The organism is Pseudomonas sp. P1_C12 (genome assembly GCF_056406435.1).
Genome location: NZ_JBFUAE010000011.1, coordinates 184,881 through 209,888, shown reverse-complemented (window position 1 = coordinate 209,888; position 25,008 = coordinate 184,881). Strand labels below are relative to the sequence as shown.

Sequence of the window (25,008 nt, the reverse complement as noted above, 5' to 3'; positions counted from 1 at the left end):
CAGGAGAATCAAGTGAAAGTCCTGCATTTCCTGCGAACCCATAATTCGACGACTTTCGGATTTCTGGCGGTTGTATTTTTGTCTGCCATGCCACTTTATTCGTTGGCTCACGACGAGCACTCCGTCGAAAGCACGACCATTGAATATTATGAAATTGAAACAAGCCCGGATGATCGCCAGAAACTATCGCATCTGAAAATCCAAAGTGAGAATGAGTATCACTCGGACGATCAGGACAGTGATTTTCCTCTCTCCACCCCACCACAAGGTGATACAGGCACGAGTTACGCCAGCTCGCTCATATTACTCTGACGTGTAGGGTGTAACCCGGTGCAAACGGTGTTTTGACCATTCTGACGACCTCATAAATATGAGTTATTGACTTTGGCAGACACCATCGAGGTGAGATTATTTTCAGGCCAGGTCGTGGCAGAGATGCAGCTGACATTCTGCTCTGCCTGAATAAACTGTTTATAAGGAAATCGCCTCGATGCTACTGAAAAACTTCGTCACCGTGTCGTTTGGCTTATTGCTTTCTCTCAAGGCCATGGCCGACGACAAGAGCGTCTACAGTGCCAAATTGACGAGTGTCGAAACCAACAAGAAGGTCCCAAGTGCAGTGAAAACCAGCTATCAGGTAAAAAACGGTTATCGTATTGACGACTTTTACACCTTTACAGCTGCAGCCATTGACCCGATGAAACCCCAATCGCAGATCTTCAGTTCGAAAATTGACCCGCGCAACGTCCAACACATGGATGATTCACCGTTGGACAGCAAGTACGCATTTTCGGCGGAGCTGGAACTGATCCGGGGACTCTGACAACCCGTTCAAAGCCAATGGCAATGGGGTCGAACTCACCGACAGCAAGGACGCCGAATTACGTATCCTCTCCATGACTGCCCGTCAGGCTTGACCCTAATCATTTAACAGATGAGCCTTCAATTTCATGAGTATCGCACCGCCCGACGAGATCTTTCATTTGTCTTCTGCCTTGCCGAGCCAACTGAACAGAACAATAGGCAAATGGGAAATGAGCCTTATTCCAACCGAGCAAGAGGCACGCATTCGGCAACATAAACTCTTTCACAGCCCGGAACTGCAGTGCAGTCGCCTTGAGTTCGACTCATCCGTGACGCTGGTCAGTTCTGTTCCTGCCGGATTCGTGACATTCGCCATCTCGCAGCCTCCGATTGGACGCCCCGTCGTAAACAATCACAAACTACGGCCTGACGAAATCATCGTACTGCACAGCGATGAATCGGTGCATTACACCTGCGAACCGAATGAAACACTTTTCAGCATAACCACAACACTGGAAAACTATGACCGGTGCCGCCAACATCACGCGGTCATGGATATACTTGCCAACAGAACACAACATAGCTTCCAGGCTGAAAACTATCAATTCATACAATCTGCCGTTCAAGCCATCAGCGCTTGCTGTGTCGACATCAACGACTCTGATTCTTCACAGCACAGCGAAGCACAGGGTTCAGCGATTGAAAGTGCGGTGCTTGCTTCTCTATTGCAGTCGTTGACACCCGCTGGTGGCTTCAGCCGTAAAGTCCCGACAAGAAGAAAGGTGGCGATAGAAGCTATAGAGTACATTCATGAAAACACAAAAAAAACGCTCACTATAAAATCGCTGGTAAGGCAACTTGATACCACCACTCGCACCCTGCATTTTGGCTTTATTGAAACGTTCGGGATGTCGCCAATCGCTTACATCAGAAACCTGAGACTCGCCAGTGCCCGCCGCGATCTGATCAATAAAACGTGGCCCACCGTGACAGAAACCGCGATGTACTGGAATTTCCACCATCTGGGTCGGTTTTCCAAGGCGTATCAGGTTGCTTACGGAGAGACTCCGTCAGAAACGGCCAGGCGCAACTCAGCCAAGCCCTGCAAATGATGATTAATAATTTCCTTTGATTAACCATAGGGACCCACCATTGCCTATTTGCCCATTCAAGGAAATAAGCATGCATCATCGAATAAACACACTGCGACTCAAGCAGAAAATCATTCTGTGCATTACCGCCTATGCCAGCGGCATCTTATTGGCCTGGGTTATTGACGGGTACTGAAGACGTTCAATCCGTGACTACAGGGTGCACAGTGAAATAATGATACCTCGAGGTTTTTCGATGGTTGCCGCATATAAAGCGTTACTTGGAAGGCACGCAGTCACTGTATGTCTGATTGCTGCAGCGGGCTGGGCCGCATGGTTTTGTGCCGGGGGACTGGCTGAGCAATTCATTGAACGGAAGTTGAATAACGTTTACGCCGATCTGCGCGCTGCTCAAGTGGAGCCCAATGCGCAGATCGACAAAGCACTGGAAAACCTCGGCGATCTTGATCGTTCGGGTCAGGAATGCTCCGTCGATCAATATTCACAACTGGCTAACCTGGTCAAGAACCTGCGATTTGTCGATCAAGCGGCAATCCGTTTGCCCAACGGCAAGATCTGCTCCTCCTACGGACAAGAACTCCCTTCAGTACTGGCAGGCAATGAGAAGCGCAAGTTCTCAATTGGAAGACGCACTTATTGGGTAGGTTCCGGCCACACAGCTTCTGCGGACACCGACTTCATCATTGTGTCGGAACAGTCAACCTACGTCTGGGCAAACAAGAAGATCCTGCTCGACAATTTGAAGTTTCCAGAGGACCTGCAACTGGACCTCATCGGCCCCGGCGGCGCTGTGCCCATTGCTTCCACGGGCCCTCAGCCGCTGAAGATGCAGAAGCCGTTCCACCTGGACGAACTGGTTACCTCGCCAGACAAGGTCCTGATCGCCTTTGCGGGCAACCGAAATGAACTGATCGCCGTCATTTCTCTTCCGTTGAGTTACCTGACAAGTCTCAAATTCAAATTATTCATTGGCCTTGTGTGCGTGTTCGCAGCGCTGCTCTTGCTCGCAAGGTGTGCCCAACGGTATTACACCTCTATCGCCGTACGACTTCGCAATGCCATAAAAACCAACACGCTGGGTGTTCACTACCAGCCTATCGTTAACTTGACGACGGGCTATCTGGTGGGCGCCGAAGCACTTTCTCACTGGAGCGACAACGGCACCCACGTGCCTGCGGATGTTTTCATTCCAGTGGCGGAGAAGTCTGACTTGATCCGCAAACTGACGCGCTCGGTGATTCGACAAGTGGCGGAGGATTACAGCACCTGCCTTTGGGCGTGCAAGGACTTCTACATTTCGGTCAATCTATGCGCCCGGGATATTCAGGACCCGAGCTTCCCAGACTATGTGGCCAGCGTGCTGGCAACCTACAACATGCCTGTGTCCGCCATGGCCTTTGAAATCACCGAAAGGACCCTGCTCGATCAGAAGCCTGCCGCTCGGCAATTGCAACGGCTTCGTGCGTGTGGACATCGCATTGCCGTGGACGACTTCGGTATCGGCTATTCCAACCTCTCGCTTCTTGATTCGGTGCCTTTCGACATTCTGAAAATAGATCGCTCATTGATCGCAGACGACAAGATCGCTGCCGAGGATGCCTTGTGGCGACACATTGCCCGGTTGGCCAAGTCGCTGAGACTCAAGGTCGTGGCCGAAGGTGTCGAGACTCAGGAGCAACTGCCGCATCTGGTTTCGGAGGGGGTTCTATTGGCGCAAGGCTGGTCGTTCTGCAAAGCGCTGCCTGTTCAAGCGTTGGCAAGACGCTACTTTCAATGCCCGGCAAACATCCCGCCTTACGACGCAAAAATATCAATCAATGACTTCTATTAACCCCTCACGGCCCCTCAAATGCTCGCCGAACCCTAACACCTGACAAACCTGTACAAGGACTCCACCACACATGCGACTTCGAAACCTTGGCTTCGCTTCACTGCTATCGTTGTTGTCTTTTCAGGCGCTCGCTGATGACAAAGGTTTATATCTTGGAGCTGGCGTAAGCAGCATTCAGACCGACGAATCCAGACTGGACGACGACGACACCAGCTACAAGGTTTATGCCGGGTATCGCGTCAATAGTTACCTGGCCTTCGAGGGGGCCTACGTCGATCTCGGTCAATTCAAGGACAAGAATGTCGATTTCGAAGGCAAATCGGCTCAGGCTGCCGCCCATCTCGGCTTTCCGCTGGGCGATCGGATGCGGGTATTCGGCAGTGTCGGTGCTCACGCCTGGGACGCCGACGGCAATGCCACCGACGACGATACCGGGGTTGATCTGACCTACGGTGTCGGCCTGGAGGTCGATGTCTTTCGCAACATCGGCCTGCGTGCTGAATACGAAGTTCTGGAGGTCGGAGAGATCGACCTGAACCAGACGACCGCATCCGCCTATATTCTTTTTTAACACCACTACAACCGAGCGGCCTCCCCCGGTCGCTCATCGTGCTCTGTGCGACCCTCGTCCCTCGCCCTGCCTGCCCCCGCGATTACTTCGCACATTAAGTCCGACTGCTAACGTATTGAGAGTCTTGTAACTACAACGTGTAAAGAAACAGCGACACACTCAAATTCTGGCACATTTCAAATTGCCATCAAACAGCAACGCCCCTTGAATGAACGAAGCATTATTGGGCTCTGCGCATTCCAACCATAAGTTGTGCACCAAAAGCGCGCCAAATGTACGCGAAAATGGCATATAGCACGTGCAGAATAGAATGATTAACAAATACACCGGCACCACCTCAGCTCAATAGTGCACTAGCTCCGAGAGACTATCGCCATCACAGAAAGTTTAATTTTTCCGATAGAACACTATTTTTCAACAAAAACAATCTATTACGAGCAATACATCACACAAGTAGATAAAAGGTATGCCTTTTGACTTCTTATGTTTGACAGACCGCTTAGAGTGGCCGATAACTATATAACTCAGGCGGATATTCCAAGAGTGCAGCAGCATCTGATATCCTGGGCAACACGTGAAACACCGTTGTTTATCGGGCGCCAAGTGCGAACCGTGCGGTAGCTTTAACCCTGATAAAGTTGTAGCGCTTTCATTACATATACAAATATCCATATACACTGCCGAACTGCTTCACACTTGAAACACATATAAGATCATTTCTGAAACACATATAAGCTCATTCCTGAAACACCTGCAACTGCCAATAATAAACATGACGCTTCTGGGATCATTTTTTTAAGGTCTCGTTGGCCTACTACCTACTAGCGAGCACGACGGTGTCTCCCCCCGACTAATCAGGCCCGCCGTGCTTAAAAACAAGCTATGTACGGAGCTCTCCAGAATGCTGACCGATACCCCCAATGGCGCTCATTGGTATCTACTGCAATGCAAACCCCGACAGGACGAAAGGGCTCAGCTCAACCTGCAGCAACAAGACTACATCACGTATCGCCCTCTACACGTGAGCGAACGCCTGATTCGCGGCAAGCGGCACCGGGTGCTGGAGTCCCTGTTTCCAGGGTATCTCTTCGTCCAGCTGAGTTGCAGTGACCACTGGGCGCCCATACGCTCTACCCGCGGCGTGAGCCGTATCGTTGAATTCAACCATGTCCCCGCAGAAGTGGCCGACGAGGTCATCGAGCACTTGCGTTTGCGCAGTATTCAATCGCTGGATAAATTGCATGACTGCAAGGCAATCGAGCCCGGGGAAATGCTGCAAATCGTCCACGGCCCGCTGGCGCCGCTCGAAGGTGTGTTTATGTCAATGCTGGGGGCTGAACGGGTCATGCTCCTGCTACAGTTCTTGAACCGGCAGCAGCAAGTCTGCGTCCCGCTCAGTGATCTGGAGCGACAACGTTCGTAACGACACAAGCAAAAACAGCCGGGCTTATTCACTTCTAGGGAATAACGATATGCCCCTCAAGCCGCACCGCCCTTTTGCATTGCTCGTGGTCTCCCTGTATCCCGGCATTGCCTGGAGTATTGACCCGCAATCCATTGATATTTACGGATTCCAGTTCATTCCCACTTTCGGCTTGTCGGAAAGTTACGACGACAACATTCGAGAGGTCGAGCATAACGTCCAGTCCTCTATGGTGACCAGGATTGCACCTTCCTTCGAGCTCAAGGCTGAAGACCGCAACAGCGCCACCCGGCTTACCTGGCAACCGACCCGCAACATCTATCATTCGCAGTCCGATGCATCGAGCACCGGGCAGCGCCTGCGGGCCGACAGCATCATGGAGTTCACCGACCGCCACCGCCTGAAACTCGACGCCGAATACCATAAGTTCGAGCGAACGACTTCAACCGCGGTCGAAGGTATCAACGACAAACTCAACGACAAGCGCGTGGGGGGCGTCTACACCTACGGTGCCAAAACCGCCGACAACCAGATAGACATCGGCGCCAATTACGCGCAACGGCGCTACGACAATAGCGACGGCATAAATGACGACAAAGAACGCAACACCACCGGCCTCACCACGACCTGGTACCACCGGATCGGCAGCAATACCCGCGGCTTGATTGAATACGATCACACTCGCTTCGATTACCTGCAGTCCAACAGTCCGCGCAGTAGTAAATCCGATGCCGTACTGACCGGTGCCCAATGGGACTTTACCGCGCGCACCTCCGGCAAGGTTCGGGTCGGGTATGAGCGCAAGAACTTCGATGAAAGCACTTCCAGCGATCTGAGTAATCCGACCTGGCAAATTGACCTTCAATGGAAACCCCGCACCTATTCGACCTTCACCTTCCTGGCCCGCCAGGCACTGGCTGAAGGTGACGATGGTTCAGACGCCGTCAAGGCGACCTTCACCCAGATCGGCTGGCGCCATGGCTGGACCGAACGGATCACCACCGTCGCGCAGGCCGGTTATGGGCACTACGTCTACGAAGGTGAAAACCGCACCGACAAGCTTCAAGACTACAACCTTGCGGTGATCTACCAGATGCGTCGCTGGCTGGACATCGATCTGAGTTATCGATTGCGCGATAACAACTCCGATGCCGACAACGAAAGCTTCTTGCGCAATGTGTTTCAGCTCGGTTTCAACGTCAGCCTGTAAGAGGACATGCATATGAACCGGCGCCTGTTTGGTTTGTTGATATGGCTGTTGCTCGCTCCCGCTACCCAGGCAGCAGATCCCTCCACCGAATACAAACTGGCCGCTGGTGATGTGTTGCGCATCACCGTGTTCGGGGAGCCGGGATTGAGCATCAAGAAAGTCCGACTCAACGATGCCGGGACGTTTTCCTACCCGTTCCTGGGCGAAATCGTCGCCAAGGGGCTGACCCCGAACCAGGTCGAGAGAAAGATCGTCGACGGGCTCAAGCAAGGCTACCTGATCGACCCGAAAGTCAGCATCAGCCAAATCGAATACCGGCCCTTCTACATCAACGGCGAGGTGAAAAAGCCTGGCAGCTACGCCTTCGTGCCGGGCCTGACCCTGGAAAAAGCTATTGCCTTGGGTGGCGGCCTGACCGAACGCGCTTCGATGAAACGCGTGACCATCCTGCGTGGCGACGGCGGCCCGCCGCTTGAAGACAACATTTCCAAGACCACCGTAATTTCCCCCGGTGACACCATTTCCATTGCACAAGGCTTTTTCTAATCATGGACAATAGCCCTAGCACCTACGTCGAACGTCCGCTCCAGGCGCATCTGCGCCCGCAGCACAGCGAAGAGTCGGACACCCTTGATCTGCTCGAACTGTGGAGGGTCCTCTGGCTCGCCAAATGGAACATCGCCTGGTTTGTGGTGCTTTGTTGCGCCCTTGCGGTGGCGGCATTGTCCTTCATCACGCCACAGTACCTGGGCAGCACCACGATGTTGATCAAGGAAAAAACGCCGCCAGTGCTGACCTTCCAGCAAGTCTCCGACTCTGGCGCGTCGTCCACCGCAGACTATCTGCAGACCCAGCAGGCGCTCCTGCAATCTCGGGACCTGGCGGAACGGGTGGTGAGGAAACTCGGGCTCACCACCAACCCGATCACCGATCCGCGCCAGCATACGCAAACCTGGTTCAAACCTCGTCAATGGTTAAACGATCTCAATGCCGGCCAATGGCTGCCCTGGCTGGCTTTTTTGCCCCCGGAGAAACCCGCGCCCACTGAAGCGGACGTGTTCAATGAAGTCACGCAAAACCTCATGCTGCAGACCACCGTCAAGTTTGTCGGCAAGAGCCAACTGATCGAAATTGCCGTCGAGTTACCCGACCCTGATCTCGCGGCGGCAGCAGCCAACGCGCTGGCCCAGAGCTACATCGACAGCCAGCTCGACACCAGCCTGAAGTCCTCGCAAAACACCACCAGCTGGATGAACACCCGCCTGGTGGAGTTGCGCAACAACCTGCGCGCCGCCGAGGACAAGCTGCAAGGCTATCGGGAAGAGCAAGGGTTGGTGGATGTCGACGGCGTGGCAACGATCAGTGCCAACGAACTGCAAATGACCGGCAATCGCATGATCGACGCCCGGCGCAATCGGGCGGAAGCCGAAAGCCAGTACCGTCAGGCCCAGTCATTGACCAACGGCGACATGAGCCGGCTGTCCAGTGTACCGGCGGTGTTGAGCAACCCGTTGATCCAGCAATTTCAGGCGGAGGTGGCCAAGGCGCAAGCCAAGGTCGAGCAGCTGTCCGGACGCTATGGTTCGAAACACCCGGCGCTGATCTCCGCTCAATCGGAATTGCATACAGCGCAAACCAGCTTGCGCCTGCAAGTACAGCAAGTGGTGGCTGGCATCGAGCGCCAATATCAATTGGCGGTGGCCAGCGAAGGTGCCCTGCAGAAATCCTTCAACACCAACAAGGCGCAGATCCAGAACATTTCACGTAAAGAGTTCCAGCTGCGCGAGTACCAACGGGAAGTCGACAGCTCCCGTGCGCTGTACGAAACGTTCGTCACCCGCCTGAAGGAAACCGCCGCCACCTCCGACATGGACTCTGCCAAGGCCCGCGTCGTCGATCCGGCGATCACACCGATGGAACCCAGCAAGCCGCACAAAACCTTGATTGTGGCGATTGTCGCGGTGGTCGCATCGATCATCGGCGTCGCGCTGGCCTTCCTGTTCGATACTTTGAGCAATACCTTCAGGACTGAGGACCGCATCGAAAGCATTCTCAATGTGCCATTGCTCAGCGTGGTTCCGCTGGTCATGAAGAAAAGTCGCCGGCAACTGGCGCGTCTGTTCGAAGACAACGACAACCCGCGATTCTCCGAGACAATCCGCAATCTGCGGACCTGGCTGATGCTGCAGAGCACAGAAGAACCTTCGCAGGTGGTGCTGATTACCTCGACCGCACCGGGCGAGGGAAAAAGCACCATCGCCAATAACCTCGCCTCCTCGCTGGCACCACTGGAACGGGTGCTGTTGATCGATGCCGATTTGCGCCAGCCGACGTTGTCGTTGAACTTCGACTTTCCGCCGGACAGCCCGGGGTTCGCCGATGTGATCGCCGGCACCGCACTCCTTGAAGACTGCATCTGCACCGTGGGCAATCTCGACATGCTGCCGGCCGGGAGTGTCTCGCGGCCCTCGATGGACATGTTCAACACCCCTCGCCTGCCTTCGCCAAACAATCCGCTCGACTCGCTGCGCCAACCACCGGCGCAGGACCTGCTCAGTTCGCCGCGGGTGGCGCGCATGCTCGAAGTGCTCAAATTGCGCTACCGGCACATCATCATCGATTCACCACCCGCCGAGATGGTCAGTGATGCGCTGTTGCTGGCCCAGCATTGCAATGCGGTGATCTATGTGGTGAAAGCCGACAGCACACCGGTCGAGCAGGTGCAAAAAAGCCTGGCGATGCTGCAGCAGAGCCATGCGCCGGTGTTTGGGGTGGTGCTCAACCAGGTCGACCTGCGCAAGGCGCGCAAGTACGGCCACAACCACTTAAAATCCCTCTACGACTATGACTTCGCCCCCCGGTAACAACGTGCAGCGGCCTTAGCTGCATTACCTCACCACCAGCATTACCTCACTACCAGCGCGCGTATCAAAGCCGTGACGTTCACAAACGGCTTCGAATGACTACCCATGCCTGGAGATTGAGCCGATGACTTCGCTATATACCGCTCAAATGGCACATCGCCGTGGCGTGACCTTCTGGTGCCAATGGTTGAGTGCGATCACTCTGGTCAACCTGTTGCTGATACTGCTGGTACAGATGCGCGTCGGCACCCTGACCCCCGAGTACCGCGTCCTGATCATTCTGACTGTCCTCGGTTCGGTGCCGATCTACAGCCTCATGCAGGTCTACCACAAGCGTCATGGCCTGTTGGTCGGGCTCAGTCGGTTGTTGGCCGGCTGGCTGATCCTGCTGGCGGTGCTGATCAGCATTGCCTTCCTCACCCAGACCAGCGCCCTGTTTTCGCGACAGGTGATCATCGTCTGGGCCTTCGCCGGGTTCCTCGTCCAGGCAGCCAGTTTCCTGCCCTTGCACTACTTTGCCCGGCTGTATTCGCGGATGATCTTCAACGAACGTCGCTCGGTGATCATTGGCACCTGTCCTACCGCCCATGAGCTGGCCAAGAAACTGAGCAGACCCAATCGCGCGCTACTGTTGGGGTTCATCGCCGCGAAAGACCATCATGGCCCTGCCCCCAGCATTCTGCCGCTGCTGGGTCACGTCGAAGACATACGGGAACTCATCACGCGCATGGAAGTGCGCCGGGTCTACATCGTGTTGCCGATGGCGGAGGCCGCGACCATCGAAGCGCTGTACATCGACTTGCTGGACATGAACGTCGACGTGGTCTGGATTCCCGATTTCGGCAGCATGGTGCTACTCAACCACTCGATCTCGGAGATCGAGCGGATGCCCGCCATCTACCTCAACGAAAGCCTGATCAACTCCCACCCCGGCAGCCTGTTTTGCAAAGACCTGTTCGAGCGCAGCCTGTCCGCCGTGGCCCTGATGCTGCTCAGCCCGTTACTGCTGAGTGTGGCGCTGGCGGTCAAGCTGACATCGCCGGGCCCGGTGTTGTTCAAGCAGAACCGCCACGGCTGCGACGGCCAGGTGTTCAAGGTGTGGAAGTTCCGTTCGATGCGCGTTCACGATGAGGGCGAGGTCCGCCAGGCCACCCGGGACGATGACCGCGTCACACCGTTGGGGCGCTTTCTGCGCCGCAGCTCCATCGATGAACTGCCGCAACTGTTCAACGTGCTGTTCGGGCAAATGGCCCTGGTCGGCCCGCGTCCGCACGCGGTCACGCACAACATCTATTACACCGGCAAAGTCCGCGCCTACATGGCCCGTCACCGCCTCAAGCCAGGCATCACGGGGCTGGCGCAGATCACCGGCCATCGGGGCGAAACCGAAACCCTGGAGAAGATGCAGCTACGGGTTGCCCAGGACCTCAACTACATCAACCAGTGGTCACTGTGGCTGGACATCAAGATTCTGCTCAAGACGCCCTTCACCTTGTTCTCGAAAAACATCTACTGACTTCGTGGCCGATCCTGGATCGGCCCCACGAAAACGGAGGTTTTCCCATGAATGTGAGTGTATTTGGCATTGGTTATGCTGGGCTTGTACAAGGCGCCGCGACGGCCGAGGTCGGTCACACCGTGATGTGCGTGGACGTCGACGCCGTTGACGGACGCAACCTGTACAACCCGCAGCGCCTGAGCAAACGCGGCTTCACCTATGTGTCGGTGGGCCGCCCGCCTCGACCGCTGGTGGCACCGGGAGACGGGCCATGATCCGGCTGGATTTGATCGGCCAGTATTCGCCGGCCCTGCTCGAGGCCAACAAAGCGTTTTCCTTTATCAACTTCGCGTCGATCGGCAGTTTTTTCCAGCACCCGCCTGATGCCATCGCCTACTTTTGCGACGGCATGCTGATGTCGAGTTTCATGTCGCAAGTCACCGGGCGATCCATCGCGCGGGTCAGTTTCGACTTCACCTCGATTGCCGGACCGGTATTCAGCGACGCTGAACAACAGGGCAAGCGGGTGTACATCGTCGGCGCCACGCAATCCGAGCTGGAGCGGTTCATCCGCAAACTGCAGACACGCTACCCACGGCTGCCGATTGCCGGTTATCACAATGGTTACTTCGATGCGCCTCAGGCGGCGGCCATCCAGGCGGACATTCGCCTGGGTCGGGCCAACATCCTGATCGTGGGCCTGGGCGCCGGGTTGCAAGAGCGCTTCGTGCTAAGCGCACTGAATGCCGGCTTCACCGGTGTGGCGTTTACCTGCGGCGGTTTCATTCGTCAGGAAGCGATGACCAACGGTGTCTATTACCCCGAAGCAATCAATCACCTGCACTTGCGGGCGTTCTATCGCATGTACCGCGAGCCGCACACGATCAGGCGTTACCTGGTCGACTACCCCGGCAACTTTCTGCAACTGGCGGCGATGATCCTGTGCCACAAAGTCGCGATCAACATCACTACGCCCTGAGCGCCGGAGAATGGCCGTGCACATTATGTTCACTCTCAAGGATTTCAAGCTCGGCGGTGGCATCGAGTGCGTCCAGCAACGCCTGGCCGGGCAGTTTCTCAAGGATGGGCAGCGTGTGAGCTTTTTCGTCATGAACGGCGAAACACCGGATGTAGCAGGGGCGCGAATCCTCGACGGCGGCGGTAATGGTCTCCTGGGCCTGATCAAGTCTATTGTGCTGCTGCGCCGGATCATTCGCCGTGAAAGCGTGACTCACCTGATCAGCGCCAAGGAACAAGCCAACCTGTGTACTTGGGTGGCCACCCTCGGCAGCCGTTGCCAGGTCATCTACACCCGGCACACGGCCCTGGATTGCACGGAACAGAAAACCGGTGTCCACAGCCTGCGCCTGCTCTATGCCCTGTACCTTTGCGGCAGCGGCAAGGTGGTGGCCGTGTCCCATGACCTGCAACAGACCATTGCCCGTCTGATGCCCTGGGGGCGTGAACGCATCCGCTATTGCCCCAACGCGGTGGTCACCGAACAACTGCACAACGCCTCCCGGGCGCCACTGCCCAACGGCTTGCCCCACGAATACTGGATCGGCGTGGGCCGGCTGGTCGAGGTCAAGGGCTTTCATTTGATGCTCCAGGCCTATGCCCTGGTGATCCACAACCCGGACGTACCCGACCTGGTGATTGCCGGTGACGGCCCGTTGCGCGAAGAACTGATCGCTCAGGCGCGGAAACTGGGCATTGCCAACCGGGTGCACTTTACCGGCCACGTGAACAACCCCTACCCGCTGATCCGCCATGCACGCCTGTTGATCCTCAGTTCTTTTTTCGAAGGCCAGCCCACCGTGTTGATCGAGGCACTGGCGCTCGGTACACCCGTGCTCGCCAGCGACTGTCCCACCGGCCCTCGAGAGCTGCTCGACAACGGGCGCCTTGGCCAACTGGTGAGAGTCAACGATGTGCCCGACCTGGCGCAAGCGCTGCAGCAAAGCCTGTGTTTCAAGGCACACAGCGCAAGATCAATGGCCAAAACCGTGCGCCCCTACACCAGCGAGCACGCCGCACGGGCTTACTACGAGGTGTGGGATCGATGAAACGGTTGCTGATCATCCTGCACGACCTCAGCGCAGGCGGGACCGAAAAAATGATGGCACGCCTGGCCGGTGCGCTGGTTGACGCCGGCAATGACGTGACGTTGCTGATGCTCACCGGCGGCGGTGTCAACGTGGCGCTGGTCGATCCTCGGGTCAAACAGGTGGAATTGCACAGTGCCCGCAGTGCCAGCGCGGTGCCGGCGCTGGCCAGTTTTCTGCGCCAGAACCGCTTCGACGCACAACTGGCCGCCCTTACCCACGTCAACGTGGTGGCCATTGCCGCCGCTACGCTGTCGGGGACACTGGCACAATTGCATGTCAGCGAGCGCAATGCGTTTTCCCGGGATAAACACGTCAATCCTTCATTGCGTGTACGCCTGGCTTACTGGTTGGCGCCGTTGCTGTACCGGCTGATTCCCAACCCGGTGATCTGCGTCTCGCGCGGCGTGGCCGAGGACCTCGTCGAGACCACTGTCGCCCGCGCGCAGGACGTCACCATTGCCGACAATCCGGTACTGGATAATGACTTTCGCGACAAGCCACCGGGCAGTCCGACGCATCGCTGGCTTCAGGAAAAAACCACCCCGGTGATTGTCGCCGTGGGTCGCCTGGCACCGCAGAAGGGCTTTGACACCCTGGTCGAGGCGTTCGCCCGATTACCGTATCGCAACGCCCGGCTGATCATTTTCGGTGAGGGCGGGCTCAGGGCCGAGCTGCTTGAACTGGCCACCCGACTCGGCGTGGCGGACCGCTTCGATCTGCCGGGCTATGCCGATCGACCCATGGCACAAGTCGCCGCCGCCGATTGTTTTGTCCTGTCGTCACGCTTCGAGGGCAGCCCCAACGTCCTGGTCGAAGCGCTGTCGACCGGCACACCGGTGGTCTCGACTCGCTGCCATTACGGCCCGCAGGACATTCTCGAAGATGGCGTGGTGGCTCCGCTGGTGAACGTTGATGACCCCCAAGCACTGGCCCAGGCCATCGGTATTGAATTGACCCGGCCCAGGGACCGGCATCGCCAGGTCCGCATCGATGCCGCCGCCCGTTTCATGAGCGGCCGCGCCGTACAGACTTACCTCGCTGCACTGCTTGGGAGCCAGTCGTCATGAACAAACTGGAAATCAGGTATTCCACGCTGCGCGATGCCTTCACGCTGTTTGGCCTGTTGTTTTATTTCCAGGTGACGTCGTTCTTTCTCGGCCTGGGCAATGTGGCGACCCTGGACGGTGTCGGAAAAGACCTCGAAGGCAACGTGCTCAATCAGGTGTGCGGCCTGATCACCTTGCTGGTGCCGTTGTTCCTGTTCGTGCGCCACAAGGTGTTCCTGAGCAAGAGCTTTTACCGCGGCAACTTCTTTTTGCTGGTGTTCCTGGTCTGCGTGGCGGCATCGATCAGTTGGTCCGACGATCCGATACTGAGCTTCAAGCGTTATATCGCGATGATCAGTGTGGTGTGCTTCGCAGGGTTCATTGCCTATAACTACAGCATCGAAAGAATCGCCCTCATGCTCGGCTGCGTCATCGGTGCCGTGGCGTTGATGGGGCTGATCTTTGCCGTGATCAACCCCGATATCGCGTTCATTACCGGCGGTATTCGCGACGGCGCCTTCAAAGGGATCTTTGCCGAGAAAAACGCCGGCGCCCGGCTCAATGCCATCGGCATCCTGTTGCTGCTGCCGGCGATCAGGCAACGCAACCTGCTGGCCATCCTGTGTGCACTGTTCTCGCTGATTGCCATCGGGCTGGCCCAGTCCGCCACCGCCATTGCCCTGATCGTGGCTGGCGCGGCGAGCTACGGGTATTTCCTCACGCTGGTGCGGTTGCGTGTCAACCGTTCGATGATGGCGTTCTTCGGCGCCACACTGGTTTATGCCCTGATCTGCTTGTTTTTGTACGGCAATTACACGTTGATGCTGAACCTGCTCGGGCGGGACTCGTCACTCACCGACCGCACGCTGATCTGGGAACTGCTCACGCCGCTCATCGACGACAGGTTCCTGAAGGGCTACGGCTATGGCGCGTTCTGGACCAGCAACGATGCCGAGGTCTTTATCAAGCGCTGGGGCTACATCGGCAATGCCCACAGCGGCTACCTGGAAACCCTGCTCAACGGCGGCGTGATTCAACTCGCGGCGCTGATGCTGCTGTTTGCCGAAGCCTTGATCAAACAGTACCGGGCGATCACCTCCGCGCAGTCGGCTCAGGTGCGCGCCTGTGCCCTGGTGATCATCGGACTGTTCATCGTCTCCAACTACGTGGCGTACGTGATTCCCAACTACCGCAGCGCCGAGTTCCTGGTGTTCTGCACCCTGGCCCTTTCGTTTCGGCACCATCACGCGACTCGTCCGCACCTGTCACCGACAACAGGCCGGGCCTACTACCGTGGGCCGGCGAAGATGTATCCCAAGGAGAAAACCTCGTGCTAGAGCCAAGCCCCTCTTCGGTGCATTCAGTGTGCGTCGTGATCCCGATGTACAACGGTGCCGACAGTATCGAACAGACGCTGGGCTCGTTGACCGACCAGACTCGACTGCCCGATCACGTCATTGTCATCGACGATGGGTCGAGTGATGACGGACCGCAACGGGTCAAGGATTTCGCCGCGCCGTTTCGCCTGACGTTGTTGCATCAGGCCAATGAAGGCCCGGCCAGCGCCCGCAACCATGGCTTGCGGCACACGGAAGAAAGCCTGGTGGCGTTTCTCGATGCCGATGACCAATGGCATCCGCAAAAGCTCGAAAAGCAACTGGCGCTGTATGACGACCTGCTTCGTCAGGGACGGCCCGTGGGGCTGATTGATTGCAACGTGCTGATTGAATACAGCGACGGCACCCGGTTTGTGGAAGATCGCTACAAGAGCGGCATGCACTTCCATGATTTCATCCGCTGCAACATCGTCAATGGCGTCTCCACCGTGCTGATCCGCCGCGATGTGCTCACACAACTCGGCGGCTTCGAAGCCAGCCTGCGCTATTCCGAGGACCGCATGATGTGGGCCCGGATCGCCGAACACTGGGAAATCCACACGGTGCCGCAAACCCTGGCGCGGCGGACGGTCAACGGCGGCAACATCACCGCCCAGCCGAAAAAGTACTTCTCGCACAAACTCAGGTTCATCGAGCTGTTCCTCGCCCGTTATGGTGCGCAGTTGAGCCAGCAACAACGGATCGATTTCGAGCTGGGCAACCTCGCGGATTTCCTCTGTGCCTTTTCCCGCTTCGGTGAACATGCCGAGGTGATCAACGTGTACCGGCGCATGCTGGCGTGTTCCTGGCAGGCACTGATTTTCGCCCGGGGTAAACCGACCTTGCGTTACCTCTATGCCCGCGCCAGAACCCTGGGCCGGACCGCCGAGTCAACCACCGCTCATTGAACCGGTGCCCGCCATGGCCAACCAGCGTCTGGTTACCCTGATCTGGATCTTCACCGAGAAATTCGGCCTGATTTTCCTGTCGATGATCACCTTTGTCGTCTACGCGAGGCTGCTCACGCCCACGGAGCTGGGGGTGGGCACGGTGATCATCGCGATTGTCGAAATGGTCGGACTGCTTTATTCGTCGGTACTGGAAGACCCGCTGGTACGGGCCGAGCGCCTGGAAGACAAGCACATCAGCACGGCGTTCTGGTTTGCCGTGCTGATCAGCCTCGTGTCCATCGGCGTCATCTCCCTGGCGGCCATGTTGTACACGCCCTCGCCGGCACTGCAATGGATGATGGCGGTGGCCTCGGTAAAGATTCTGTTCACCATGATAGCGCGTGTGTATGTCGTGGAAATGCGCCGCACCAGCAACTTCAAGAGGCTGGCGTCGCGTACGTTGCTGGGGAAAATCGTCGGCGGCGTCGGCGGGATTGTCGTGGCGCTCTGGGGGTTCGGCCCGTGGGCGGTGATCGCCCAGGCGCTGATCATGGAGTTTGTCTGCGTCGTGGTGCTGATGAACGGGGACCGGCGGCGCATCGCTTTGTACATTGACGGGCCTTTCCTGCGGGAACTGCTCAAGACCGGAACCCCGGTGGCGATCAATGCGCTGAGCGCACAAACCCTGCAACGTGGCGTCAACGTGGTGCTGGGCATGACCGCCGGGGCCCATGCGGTGGGCATGTTCAACCTGGCCATGCGCATCATCGATCTGCCGCGCTCGGCGATCTACAACGGACTGATGAGCTATGCCTTGCCGGTGTTCGCCCGGCGCAGCAGCGACCCGCCGCGACTGATCGGGATCATCAGCGACTCGACGGTGATCAGCGGTTTTCTGCTCACGCCGTTTTTCCTGGGGATTGCGCTGACGGCCGAGGATATCGTCCTGTTGATCTTCGGCGCCAAATGGGCCGACGCCATTCCCATGCTGCAAGTGCTGGCGATCACCGCAGCCATCGGCAACCTTGCCATGTACGCCACCACGGCGCTGGTGGCGGTCAACCACACCCGCGTCACCCTCAAGGCCGAGGTGAGCACCGCCCTGCTCGCCCTCGGGCTGGTTTATATGCTGGGCCCGACCTGCGGCGGCATGGGCGCTGCACTGGCCTTGCTGGTGCGCATGCTGCTCATCACGCCGTTGCAAATTCGCGGACTGAACACCGCCATCGGTTACGGCTGGGGCGTGTTCATCGAGTCCGGTTACCGCAGCGTGATCGCCTCGCTGGTCATGGCGGTTGTGGTGCTGACCGCTTCTGCGCACCTGGCCTTGCAAGGCGTCTTGCACTTGGCCTGCAACATCGCCATCGGTGCCCTGACCTATGCGCTGGCCTATAGCGTGTTGCACCCGCGCTGGCCGCAGGAATTCAAGTTGGTTTTCACCGCTCGCTGACCCTGACTTCTTGAAACAGGAACGCCCAAAATGCCTAAAACCACGCTGATCACGGGCGGGGCCGGCTACATAGGCTCCCACACCGCGTTGACCCTCATCGACGCCGGCCAACATGTGCTGGTGCTGGATAACCTGTGCAACAGTTGCCACGAGTCCATCGAGCGCCTGGAGCACCTGGCCCATGCCCGGGTCCGCTTCATTGAAGGCGACATCCGCGATACGGCCTTGCTCGAAAGCCTCTTCAGCCAATACGAAATTGACGCGGTGGTGCATTTTGCCGGCCTCAAGTCCGTGGCCAACAGCGTGTTTCATCCCCTGGAGTATTACGCCAACAACGTAGTGGGCACCCTTAACCTGTGTGAGGTCATGGCGCGCTTCAATGTGTTCAAACTGGTGTTCAGTTCCTCGGCGACGGTCTACGGCGAACCGGCGCACACGCCCATCGTCGAGGCTTCGGGCACCGGCATTCCGGCCAGCCCTTATGGGCGCTCAAAGCTCATGGTCGAGCAGTTGCTCACTGACCTTGCCCTCTCCGAACCGCGCTGGAGCATCGCCCTGTTGCGCTACTTCAACCCGATTGGCGCCCACCAAAGCGGCCTGATCGGCGAAGACCCCAACGGTCGGCCGAATAACCTGTTGCCCTGCCTGACCCAAGTGGCGATTGGCCGAATCCCCGAGCTGACGGTGTTTGGCAATGACTACCCCACCGTCGACGGCACCTGCGTGCGGGACTACATCCACGTGGTCGACCTCGCCGAAGGGCATCTCAAGGCATTGCAGGTGCTGCACGGTGCTGGCGGCATTCACATCTGGAACCTCGGCACCGGGATCGGCTATAGCGTGCTGCAGATGATCCACAGTTTCGAAGACGTCACCGGCGTCAGCATTCCGTTCCAGATCGCCCCGCGCCGGGCCGGCGATATTGCGCAGTGCTGGGCCGATGCCAGCAAGGCCCGGCACGAACTGGGCTGGTGCGCCCGGCGTGACCTCGCGCAGATGATCCAGGACAGCTGGCGTTGGCAATCGAGCAATCCCTACGGCTACCGCCCCGCTGTCGAGTTGTCGGCCGCCATTGCCAAGTGACCGGCGCGTCACTCCTCCACGCTCTTTCAGGGGGCTCACATGCTCAGGGAATGCTGGCTGGTTTTGCTGCTGGCTGCGATGGCCTGTTGTGCCCAGGCGACGCCCGCGCGTCCGGCGACCGATGGCCTGGTCCTGTGGCTGGACGGCGCCGATCAGTCAACAATGTCCCTCGACCGGCAAAACCGGGTCCTGCGCTGGCATGACAAGTCGGGCAAGTCCAACCATGCGAGCGTCGACAACCCGAACGCCACGTCACTGCCGCTGCGCGTCGACAACGCGCTCAACGGCAACGCCGTGGTGCGTTTCAGTGGCGTTTCGGCATTCGTCGGCAAACAAATTCGTGTGGCAAAGGGCCCGGCCACGGTGTTTCTGGTGTCCCGCCGGCTGCCCGAACAGGCCGGCGGCGACACCTGGCAGCGCCAGTTCAGCTCGCGCCCGCGGCTTGCCGATAACGACAACGTGGCGCCGAACTTTGCACTCAGCGTGGAAAAGAGCACAGCCTTCGCGCCAACCCTGGATTTTCTGGAACTCCATGATGTGCCCATCGGCCCCTATGCCGTGGCGCGCAACGTGGTGGGTACCACCGAAGTCTTGCGTGGCGACATCGCTGAAGTGCTGGTTTACGACCGCCCGCTGATCACCCAGAAAGAGCGCCGGGAGGTGTTCGAATACCTGGCGAACAAATGGGCGGTGACCATCCCCGGCCAAGCGGATGTCTGGACCCGGGCGGGCCCACTGGGCCCGGTGCCTCAGCAAACCCATGCCAGCCTGCCGCTGTCGGATCAGGCCAATGCCGGGCGTTGGGTGCTGGACGCGCAACTGTCCGACGACTTCAACGGCAACACCCTTGACCGTGATCGCTGGTACGTCAACAACGCCACGGGCAGCGACTCGCTGGGGCGCAGACCGGCCCTGTTCATGCCGGAAAATGCCAGCGTCGACAACGGCAATCTCGAAATCGTGTTCCGCAAGCAAACCTTGCCGCAGAAGTACACGAAACTGGGCTTCAAGGATTACAGCTCGGCGATGGTGCATACCAATGAGCGGAGGTTGTACGGTTACTACGAGGCCCGGGCCAAACCGATGAATTCCGCCGGTTCCAGCGCATTCTGGCTGGCCTGGACGGGGCTGCCCGAAAACGCCACCGAAATCGATATCTTCGAAATCGGCGGCAAAACCGGAAGCGGCGCTTTCGACCGACTGTACAACATGAACGCCCATGTATGGGCCACGCCGCAAAGCAGCGAACATCTGGCCAATGGCAGCACCTGGACCGCTCCCTGGCGCTTGGCCAGCACCTTTCATGTCTACGGGTTCGACTGGCAACCCGACACCCTGCGCTGGTACGTCGATGGCGTGCTGGTCAGGGAATCGAAAAACACCCACTGGCACTTCCCGATGCAAGTCGTGTTTGACAGTGAGGCCTTCTGGAAATGGTTCGGCGTCGTGGACGACGCTGACCTGCCCTCCACCTTCACAATCGATTACTTAAAGGTATGGCACCGAGGCCAGTAACCGGCGCTGATGTGTGCCTTTGCTCCCGCAGTACGCCCTTCCAGGCGGAATCAGGATTCCTTCGATTCTTGCACAGGAGCCGGGTACCACTTGTCCCTGGGCACCCACTTTTCCTGTTGCGGATCGCCCAGGTAGTGCGGCGACATGATCTGCACGCCGTACTCGTTGAATACATCCTGGATGTTGGCGTGCAGCATGCTCAGCAGCACCGCTCGCGGCCGAGGCTGGCTGGGAATGGCCTGGGCCACCAGCCGGTATTCCGGGTAGAAGTCCGACAATGCTGTCTGGAACACCTGGGCCGGCGGCACTTCGAGAATCCCCGGCGTGCGTTTTGCGGCCTCCAGCAACATCGCCTCCACCTGCCGCCACGGCGTGTCGTAGCCGATGGTCACGACGGTGTCGACCACGTAGCCAGGGCCTTGCACTACACGCGAGTAGTTCTTGGTGACGGTGCCGGTGATCATCGAATTGGGCAGGGTCAGCACCTCGCCCAAGCCGGTGCGAATGCTGGTGGTAAACATGCCCAGTTCGGTAACCGTGCCTTCGTAGTCGCCAATGCGCACAAATTCGCCGGGGCGCAGGGTACGGGTGTAGGTCAGGATCAACCCCGCCGCCGCCTGGCCAACCACGCTGGTGGCGCCCAGGGAAATCATCAGGCCGATCAGCACCGACAAGCCTTTGAATGCATCGGTGCCAGCACCCGGCAGGTACGGATAGGCCATGGCCAGAGCAAACAGCCAGATCGCCAGGGACGTCAGGCGTTGGGTCGGTTGCAGGGTTTCATGGTTCAGCCAGCTGACGGTTCCCGGTGCAGCCATGCGCCGCAGTATCCGCCGCATGAACGCGGTTGCGCCGCGGGCGATAAAGAAGATCGCCAGCGCCACGCCCAGCCCGGGTATGGCACCGACGATCCCTTGCAGCAGATAGCCGCCGAGTTCCAACAGATAGTTATTCAGGCTTTCGCCCCAGGGACGGGTATAGGGAAAGCGTGACAGGACAAAGCCCAGCCACTCGTACGTAAACAGCGCGACGACGATCCAGCGCACCAGCTCCAGCAGGCGGCTGACCAAGGGATACAGGTAATTGGCGTCGACCAGCGGAACTTTTCCGACTTTCAGGGCCTGGGTGTGCCGATGCATCAGTTCGGGCAGTTTCTTCAGCACTCTGCGCCGCAAAAACATCATGCCGTACAGCAGAGCGATGTAAATGCCGGTGGCGAGCAACGCGGCGACTACGGAACGCAGGATCAATTGCAGGCTACGGGCTTCCCGGGTTTCGGCCACGACCTGGCGCAGCCTGTCAGCCGCGGCTTCCGCGGCCTGCTGTACCGAATCGTATTCGGTCTCGTCGAAGTCCTTGGGCGAAACGATAAAGGCGCGCCGGCTACCCAGCAGCACCATGTAGCTTTTCATGATCGGGTCGAGGGTGACATTGAGGTCGTCGGCCTCGTCCAGCGCCTCACTGATCACCACTTTCGCCCGTTTGACCCGCGACGCTGGGGCTTCACCGAGGAGGGTCGCGCGAAATACCATGATGCTGCGGTTGGCCACTTTCAATTCGACGGGAGCATCAACTGCTTTAGGTGCATCCTCGGCCCACAGTTGCACCGACCAAAACATCCCGAAAACAGTAACCATTACAGCGAGCAGCCTGCTCCGCATGTGTCGGATCCTTACGTCACAAAATTCAGATCGAGGGTACGTATCGCAGCGTAGTTCACCGATGAACGGTTGTCAGATTAGAGCTACAGGCAGTTTCCTTATCCGCCTGCTTCCTTGAAACAGCGAGCTCGGGGATCCTGTAGGAGCGAGCTTGCTCGCGATAAACCGGAGAGCACCGCGGGGCACCTGCCAACCAGCGTTATCGTTGACGACCATCGCGAGCAAGCTCGCTCCTACAGTGTGTTCCGTACCTGACTCAAGGGTTGACCTGATAACCCTTGCCCTGCAAACAGCTGCTGTAGGCCGACGCGGTATTCGTCTGGGTGGTTTTCGCATCCGCCCGGCGTTCCTGGCGTTGACGTGAACCACCGACCACAGCGCCGGCCGCTGCCGTCGACTTGGCGCGGTTCTGGCGATAGTCCTGCTTCGTGTCATCGTCGACGCGGTCATAAGCCTCGTCATGCTGATTGCCGCGTACCTGGGCAGCCGTTGCGCCGGCGGCAGCCCCCACAGCGGCACCCTTGACCCTCCCGCCGGAAGGCGTGGAAGCCGTCGAGGCGCTTTGGCTGGCGGCGATGCTGTTGCATTCGTTGATGTCGGCCTGGGTTTGTTGCGAACTTTGCCCTTTCATCGGCACCACCGATTGCGCCCATCCCGGGGCACTGAGAACCGACAAGGCAAGGCACAGACTGATGGGTGACAACCTTTTCATGATGACCTCCGACAGGCTTGCCACAACGGGCAAGCCTTTGGGTCGACTGGCGGCGGCAAGCGACGCCATGCGTCGCCTGCCGATCGGGTGGAGCAACTGAAAAGTGTAGTTCAATGGCTCCGCTGAGAAGGACTTCCAAACAAGCGGTGGGTGTTGTGTAGGAGTGAGCCTGCTCGCGATAGCGGCGTGTCAGACAAAATAGACGTCGACTGACACACCGCTTTCGCTGGCAAGCCAGCTCCTACAGGTCTATCGGTGATCTGGAGATTTGTGGTTATTCAGGCGGATCGAGTTGATCCAGCGCCCGGTTCACCGCCAGTTCGCCGAGCATGATCACCTGCGCAATGCCGAGCAGCGCATTGCGGCTGGTTCCTTCCAGATGATCCACCAGATCGGTGGCCATGACATTGGCCGACGCCAGCGATTCACAGGCATGCACCAGCAAGGTCTCGATATTGAGTTCGGGATTGACGATGAACATGGAACTGGGTTTACGCGGCGTGGCCATGATGCCGGGACCGGGGTTGAGGTAATGATCGAGGGCGCGCTCTGCGGCTTCGTGGAGTTTTTGGGAGTCGAGGGTTTCGTACGGGGATGTCGGATCGGTGTCTGGGGGATTGGGTGTGACTTTGAACATAGTGAAACTCCAATACTTATTAAGTTGGAGCCATCACTTTCGCTACCAAACGAAGGGTGGTGGCCATGCACAGGTTGGTAGACCGGAGTACTGGAGCCGGCGCCTCCGAAGAGACCCTGCGCATGACCACCATAAAAAGCAGAAACCAAAATGAGCATCTGCATGATGTGTCGTTGCGCGCCAGACTCCGGGCTACCAAACCCGATCGCTGTTGTTTTCCAGCGACCGGCCTACGATAGAACCCGCCCCCAAGACGCACAAGCCGGCGGATTCTGGCGTAGCTGTAGGCAATGACGCAAGCCGTTGTAGCTTGCGGGAAGTAACGCTGACAGCCGTTAAACAACCCATAAACACCCCCGATTCAGACAGCCCATACAATCCCCTGTAGGAGCTGGCTTGCCAGCGAAGGCAGTGTGTCAGGCAAACACTTGTTGGCTGAAGGACCGCTTTCGCTGGCAAGCCAGCTCCTACAAGGTTCGGGGTGTTGATCAGGTCAGTGGATAGAGCTTGTCATCAAACTGCGCCAACTTCGGAAACACCAACGGCTGATCATCACTCAGATGCTGCAGCCGCTGGCCGTAATCAACCAGAAATTGCTGGCGCGCTTCGTCGCTGATGTACGGCACATGCCAGGCCACGAACGGTTCCAGCACATCGAACCCGACGTAAGCCAGGGTGCCACGCAGGATCGGCCGCAGCATGTCCTCTAGCGGGCCATGAATCGCGCCTTCGCCGAACATGTGTTCGCGCCCGCCCAGGGTCACGGTCACCAGTGCCTTCTTCCCAGCCAATCCGCCCTGATCGTAAAAGCGTTTGCCGCCGTAGCAGATGCCGGACACCAGCACCCGGTCGATCCAGCCCTTGAGCATCGCCGGGGCAGAGAACCAGAAGATCGGGAAGTTGAGGATCAGCAGGTCGGCCCACAGCAGTTTGTCCAGTTCGGCCTGGATGTCCGGCGCCAGCGACTGGCTCTTCACGCCCAGGCGTTGTTCCAGGGCATAGACCAGGTACTCGGGGTTTTCCCGATTCGAGAAGTCTGCGTCACTGGCCACCGGGTTCCAGTTCATTTTGTACAGGTCGCTGACCTGCACCTCGTGGCCCTGGGCTTCGAGGGTGGCGACAGCCTGGTCCCGCAGGGCGGCGGTGAAGGATTGCGGTTCCGGGTGAGCGTGGACGATCAGTACTTTCATGGTGGTTCCTTAGACTTTTTCCGGCGT

22 protein-coding genes and 1 pseudogene are annotated in these 25,008 nt (G+C 58.1%); 19 read left to right on the top strand and 4 right to left on the bottom strand.

Annotation, left to right across the window (positions count from 1 at the left end; genetic code table 11):
- The first annotated feature begins 12 nt into the window (after nt 1-12).
- From AC1D19_RS19750 to AC1D19_RS19660, 19 genes and pseudogenes are all read left to right on the top strand, one after another.
- On the top strand, nt 13-312 hold the full coding sequence (locus AC1D19_RS19750) for a hypothetical protein (RefSeq protein WP_477764237.1): 300 nt from the start codon (nt 13-15) through the stop codon (nt 310-312).
- A gap of 178 nt (nt 313-490) precedes the next feature.
- On the top strand, nt 491-823 hold the full coding sequence (locus AC1D19_RS19745) for a hypothetical protein (RefSeq protein WP_477764236.1): 333 nt from the start codon (nt 491-493) through the stop codon (nt 821-823).
- Nucleotides 824-950: 127 nt separating this feature from the next.
- Nucleotides 951-1,916, top strand: coding sequence for an AraC family transcriptional regulator (locus AC1D19_RS19740; RefSeq protein ID WP_477764235.1), 966 nt, complete (start codon nt 951-953; stop codon nt 1,914-1,916).
- A gap of 235 nt (nt 1,917-2,151) precedes the next feature.
- A complete protein-coding gene (locus tag AC1D19_RS19735; protein ID WP_477764234.1) occupies nt 2,152-3,747 on the top strand; it encodes an EAL domain-containing protein in 1,596 nt (531 codons plus the stop codon).
- A 70-nt stretch (nt 3,748-3,817) separates the two neighbouring features.
- Nucleotides 3,818-4,318: an outer membrane beta-barrel protein gene (locus AC1D19_RS19730; RefSeq protein ID WP_477764233.1), complete on the top strand. Its 501-nt coding sequence runs from the start codon at nt 3,818-3,820 to the stop codon at nt 4,316-4,318.
- A gap of 901 nt (nt 4,319-5,219) precedes the next feature.
- Nucleotides 5,220-5,741, top strand: coding sequence for a transcription/translation regulatory transformer protein RfaH (gene rfaH, locus AC1D19_RS19725; RefSeq protein WP_477764232.1), 522 nt, complete (start codon nt 5,220-5,222; stop codon nt 5,739-5,741).
- 49 nt (nt 5,742-5,790) lie between these two features.
- Nucleotides 5,791-6,951: an outer membrane beta-barrel protein gene (locus tag AC1D19_RS19720; RefSeq protein ID WP_477764231.1), complete on the top strand. Its 1,161-nt coding sequence runs from the start codon at nt 5,791-5,793 to the stop codon at nt 6,949-6,951.
- 12 nt (nt 6,952-6,963) lie between these two features.
- Entirely contained in the window at nt 6,964-7,497 is a 534-nt protein-coding gene (locus AC1D19_RS19715; protein ID WP_477764230.1) for a polysaccharide biosynthesis/export family protein, read from the top strand.
- A 2-nt stretch (nt 7,498-7,499) separates the two neighbouring features.
- Nucleotides 7,500-9,815 (top strand): GumC family protein, encoded by a 2,316-nt coding sequence (locus AC1D19_RS19710; protein ID WP_477764229.1) that lies wholly within the window; start codon nt 7,500-7,502, stop codon nt 9,813-9,815.
- Nucleotides 9,816-9,939: 124 nt separating this feature from the next.
- Entirely contained in the window at nt 9,940-11,331 is a 1,392-nt protein-coding gene (locus AC1D19_RS19705; protein ID WP_477755840.1) for an undecaprenyl-phosphate glucose phosphotransferase, read from the top strand.
- A 47-nt stretch (nt 11,332-11,378) separates the two neighbouring features.
- Nucleotides 11,379-11,477 (top strand): annotated as a pseudogene (locus AC1D19_RS19700) (hypothetical protein); the annotation flags it as partial.
- 107 nt (nt 11,478-11,584) lie between these two features.
- Nucleotides 11,585-12,292 (top strand): WecB/TagA/CpsF family glycosyltransferase, encoded by a 708-nt coding sequence (locus AC1D19_RS19695; RefSeq protein ID WP_477764228.1) that lies wholly within the window; start codon nt 11,585-11,587, stop codon nt 12,290-12,292.
- Between the two features lie 10 nt (nt 12,293-12,302).
- Nucleotides 12,303-13,379, top strand: a complete 1,077-nt coding sequence (locus AC1D19_RS19690) for a glycosyltransferase (RefSeq protein ID WP_477760505.1) — start codon at nt 12,303-12,305, stop codon at nt 13,377-13,379.
- A complete protein-coding gene (locus AC1D19_RS19685) occupies nt 13,376-14,488 on the top strand; it encodes a glycosyltransferase (protein WP_477764227.1) in 1,113 nt (370 codons plus the stop codon). The genes AC1D19_RS19690 and AC1D19_RS19685 overlap by 4 nt, the downstream gene beginning before the upstream one ends.
- A complete protein-coding gene (locus AC1D19_RS19680; protein ID WP_477764226.1) occupies nt 14,485-15,804 on the top strand; it encodes an O-antigen ligase family protein in 1,320 nt (439 codons plus the stop codon). The genes AC1D19_RS19685 and AC1D19_RS19680 overlap by 4 nt, the downstream gene beginning before the upstream one ends.
- Nucleotides 15,798-16,751, top strand: coding sequence for a glycosyltransferase family 2 protein (locus AC1D19_RS19675; protein ID WP_477755835.1), 954 nt, complete (start codon nt 15,798-15,800; stop codon nt 16,749-16,751). The genes AC1D19_RS19680 and AC1D19_RS19675 overlap by 7 nt, the downstream gene beginning before the upstream one ends.
- 13 nt (nt 16,752-16,764) lie before the next feature.
- A complete protein-coding gene (locus AC1D19_RS19670; RefSeq protein WP_477764225.1) occupies nt 16,765-18,183 on the top strand; it encodes an oligosaccharide flippase family protein in 1,419 nt (472 codons plus the stop codon).
- 30 nt (nt 18,184-18,213) lie between these two features.
- Complete coding sequence (gene galE, locus AC1D19_RS19665; protein WP_477764224.1) at nt 18,214-19,266, top strand: UDP-glucose 4-epimerase GalE; 1,053 nt, start codon at nt 18,214-18,216, stop codon at nt 19,264-19,266.
- Between the two features lie 39 nt (nt 19,267-19,305).
- Entirely contained in the window at nt 19,306-20,781 is a 1,476-nt protein-coding gene (locus AC1D19_RS19660) for a family 16 glycosylhydrolase (RefSeq protein ID WP_477764223.1), read from the top strand.
- A gap of 50 nt (nt 20,782-20,831) precedes the next feature.
- Here AC1D19_RS19660 and AC1D19_RS19655 read toward each other — a convergent pair whose 3' ends face one another.
- From AC1D19_RS19655 to AC1D19_RS19640, 4 genes are all read right to left on the bottom strand, one after another.
- Nucleotides 20,832-22,442, bottom strand: a complete 1,611-nt coding sequence (locus AC1D19_RS19655; RefSeq protein WP_477764222.1) for a mechanosensitive ion channel family protein — start codon at nt 22,440-22,442, stop codon at nt 20,832-20,834.
- A gap of 256 nt (nt 22,443-22,698) precedes the next feature.
- Nucleotides 22,699-23,154 (bottom strand): hypothetical protein, encoded by a 456-nt coding sequence (locus AC1D19_RS19650; RefSeq protein WP_477753776.1) that lies wholly within the window; start codon nt 23,152-23,154, stop codon nt 22,699-22,701.
- Nucleotides 23,155-23,428: 274 nt separating this feature from the next.
- Nucleotides 23,429-23,791, bottom strand: coding sequence for a DUF6124 family protein (locus AC1D19_RS19645; protein ID WP_477764221.1), 363 nt, complete (start codon nt 23,789-23,791; stop codon nt 23,429-23,431).
- 488 nt (nt 23,792-24,279) lie between these two features.
- Nucleotides 24,280-24,981 (bottom strand): NAD(P)H-dependent oxidoreductase, encoded by a 702-nt coding sequence (locus AC1D19_RS19640; protein ID WP_477764220.1) that lies wholly within the window; start codon nt 24,979-24,981, stop codon nt 24,280-24,282.
- Nucleotides 24,982-25,008 lie beyond the last annotated feature (27 nt).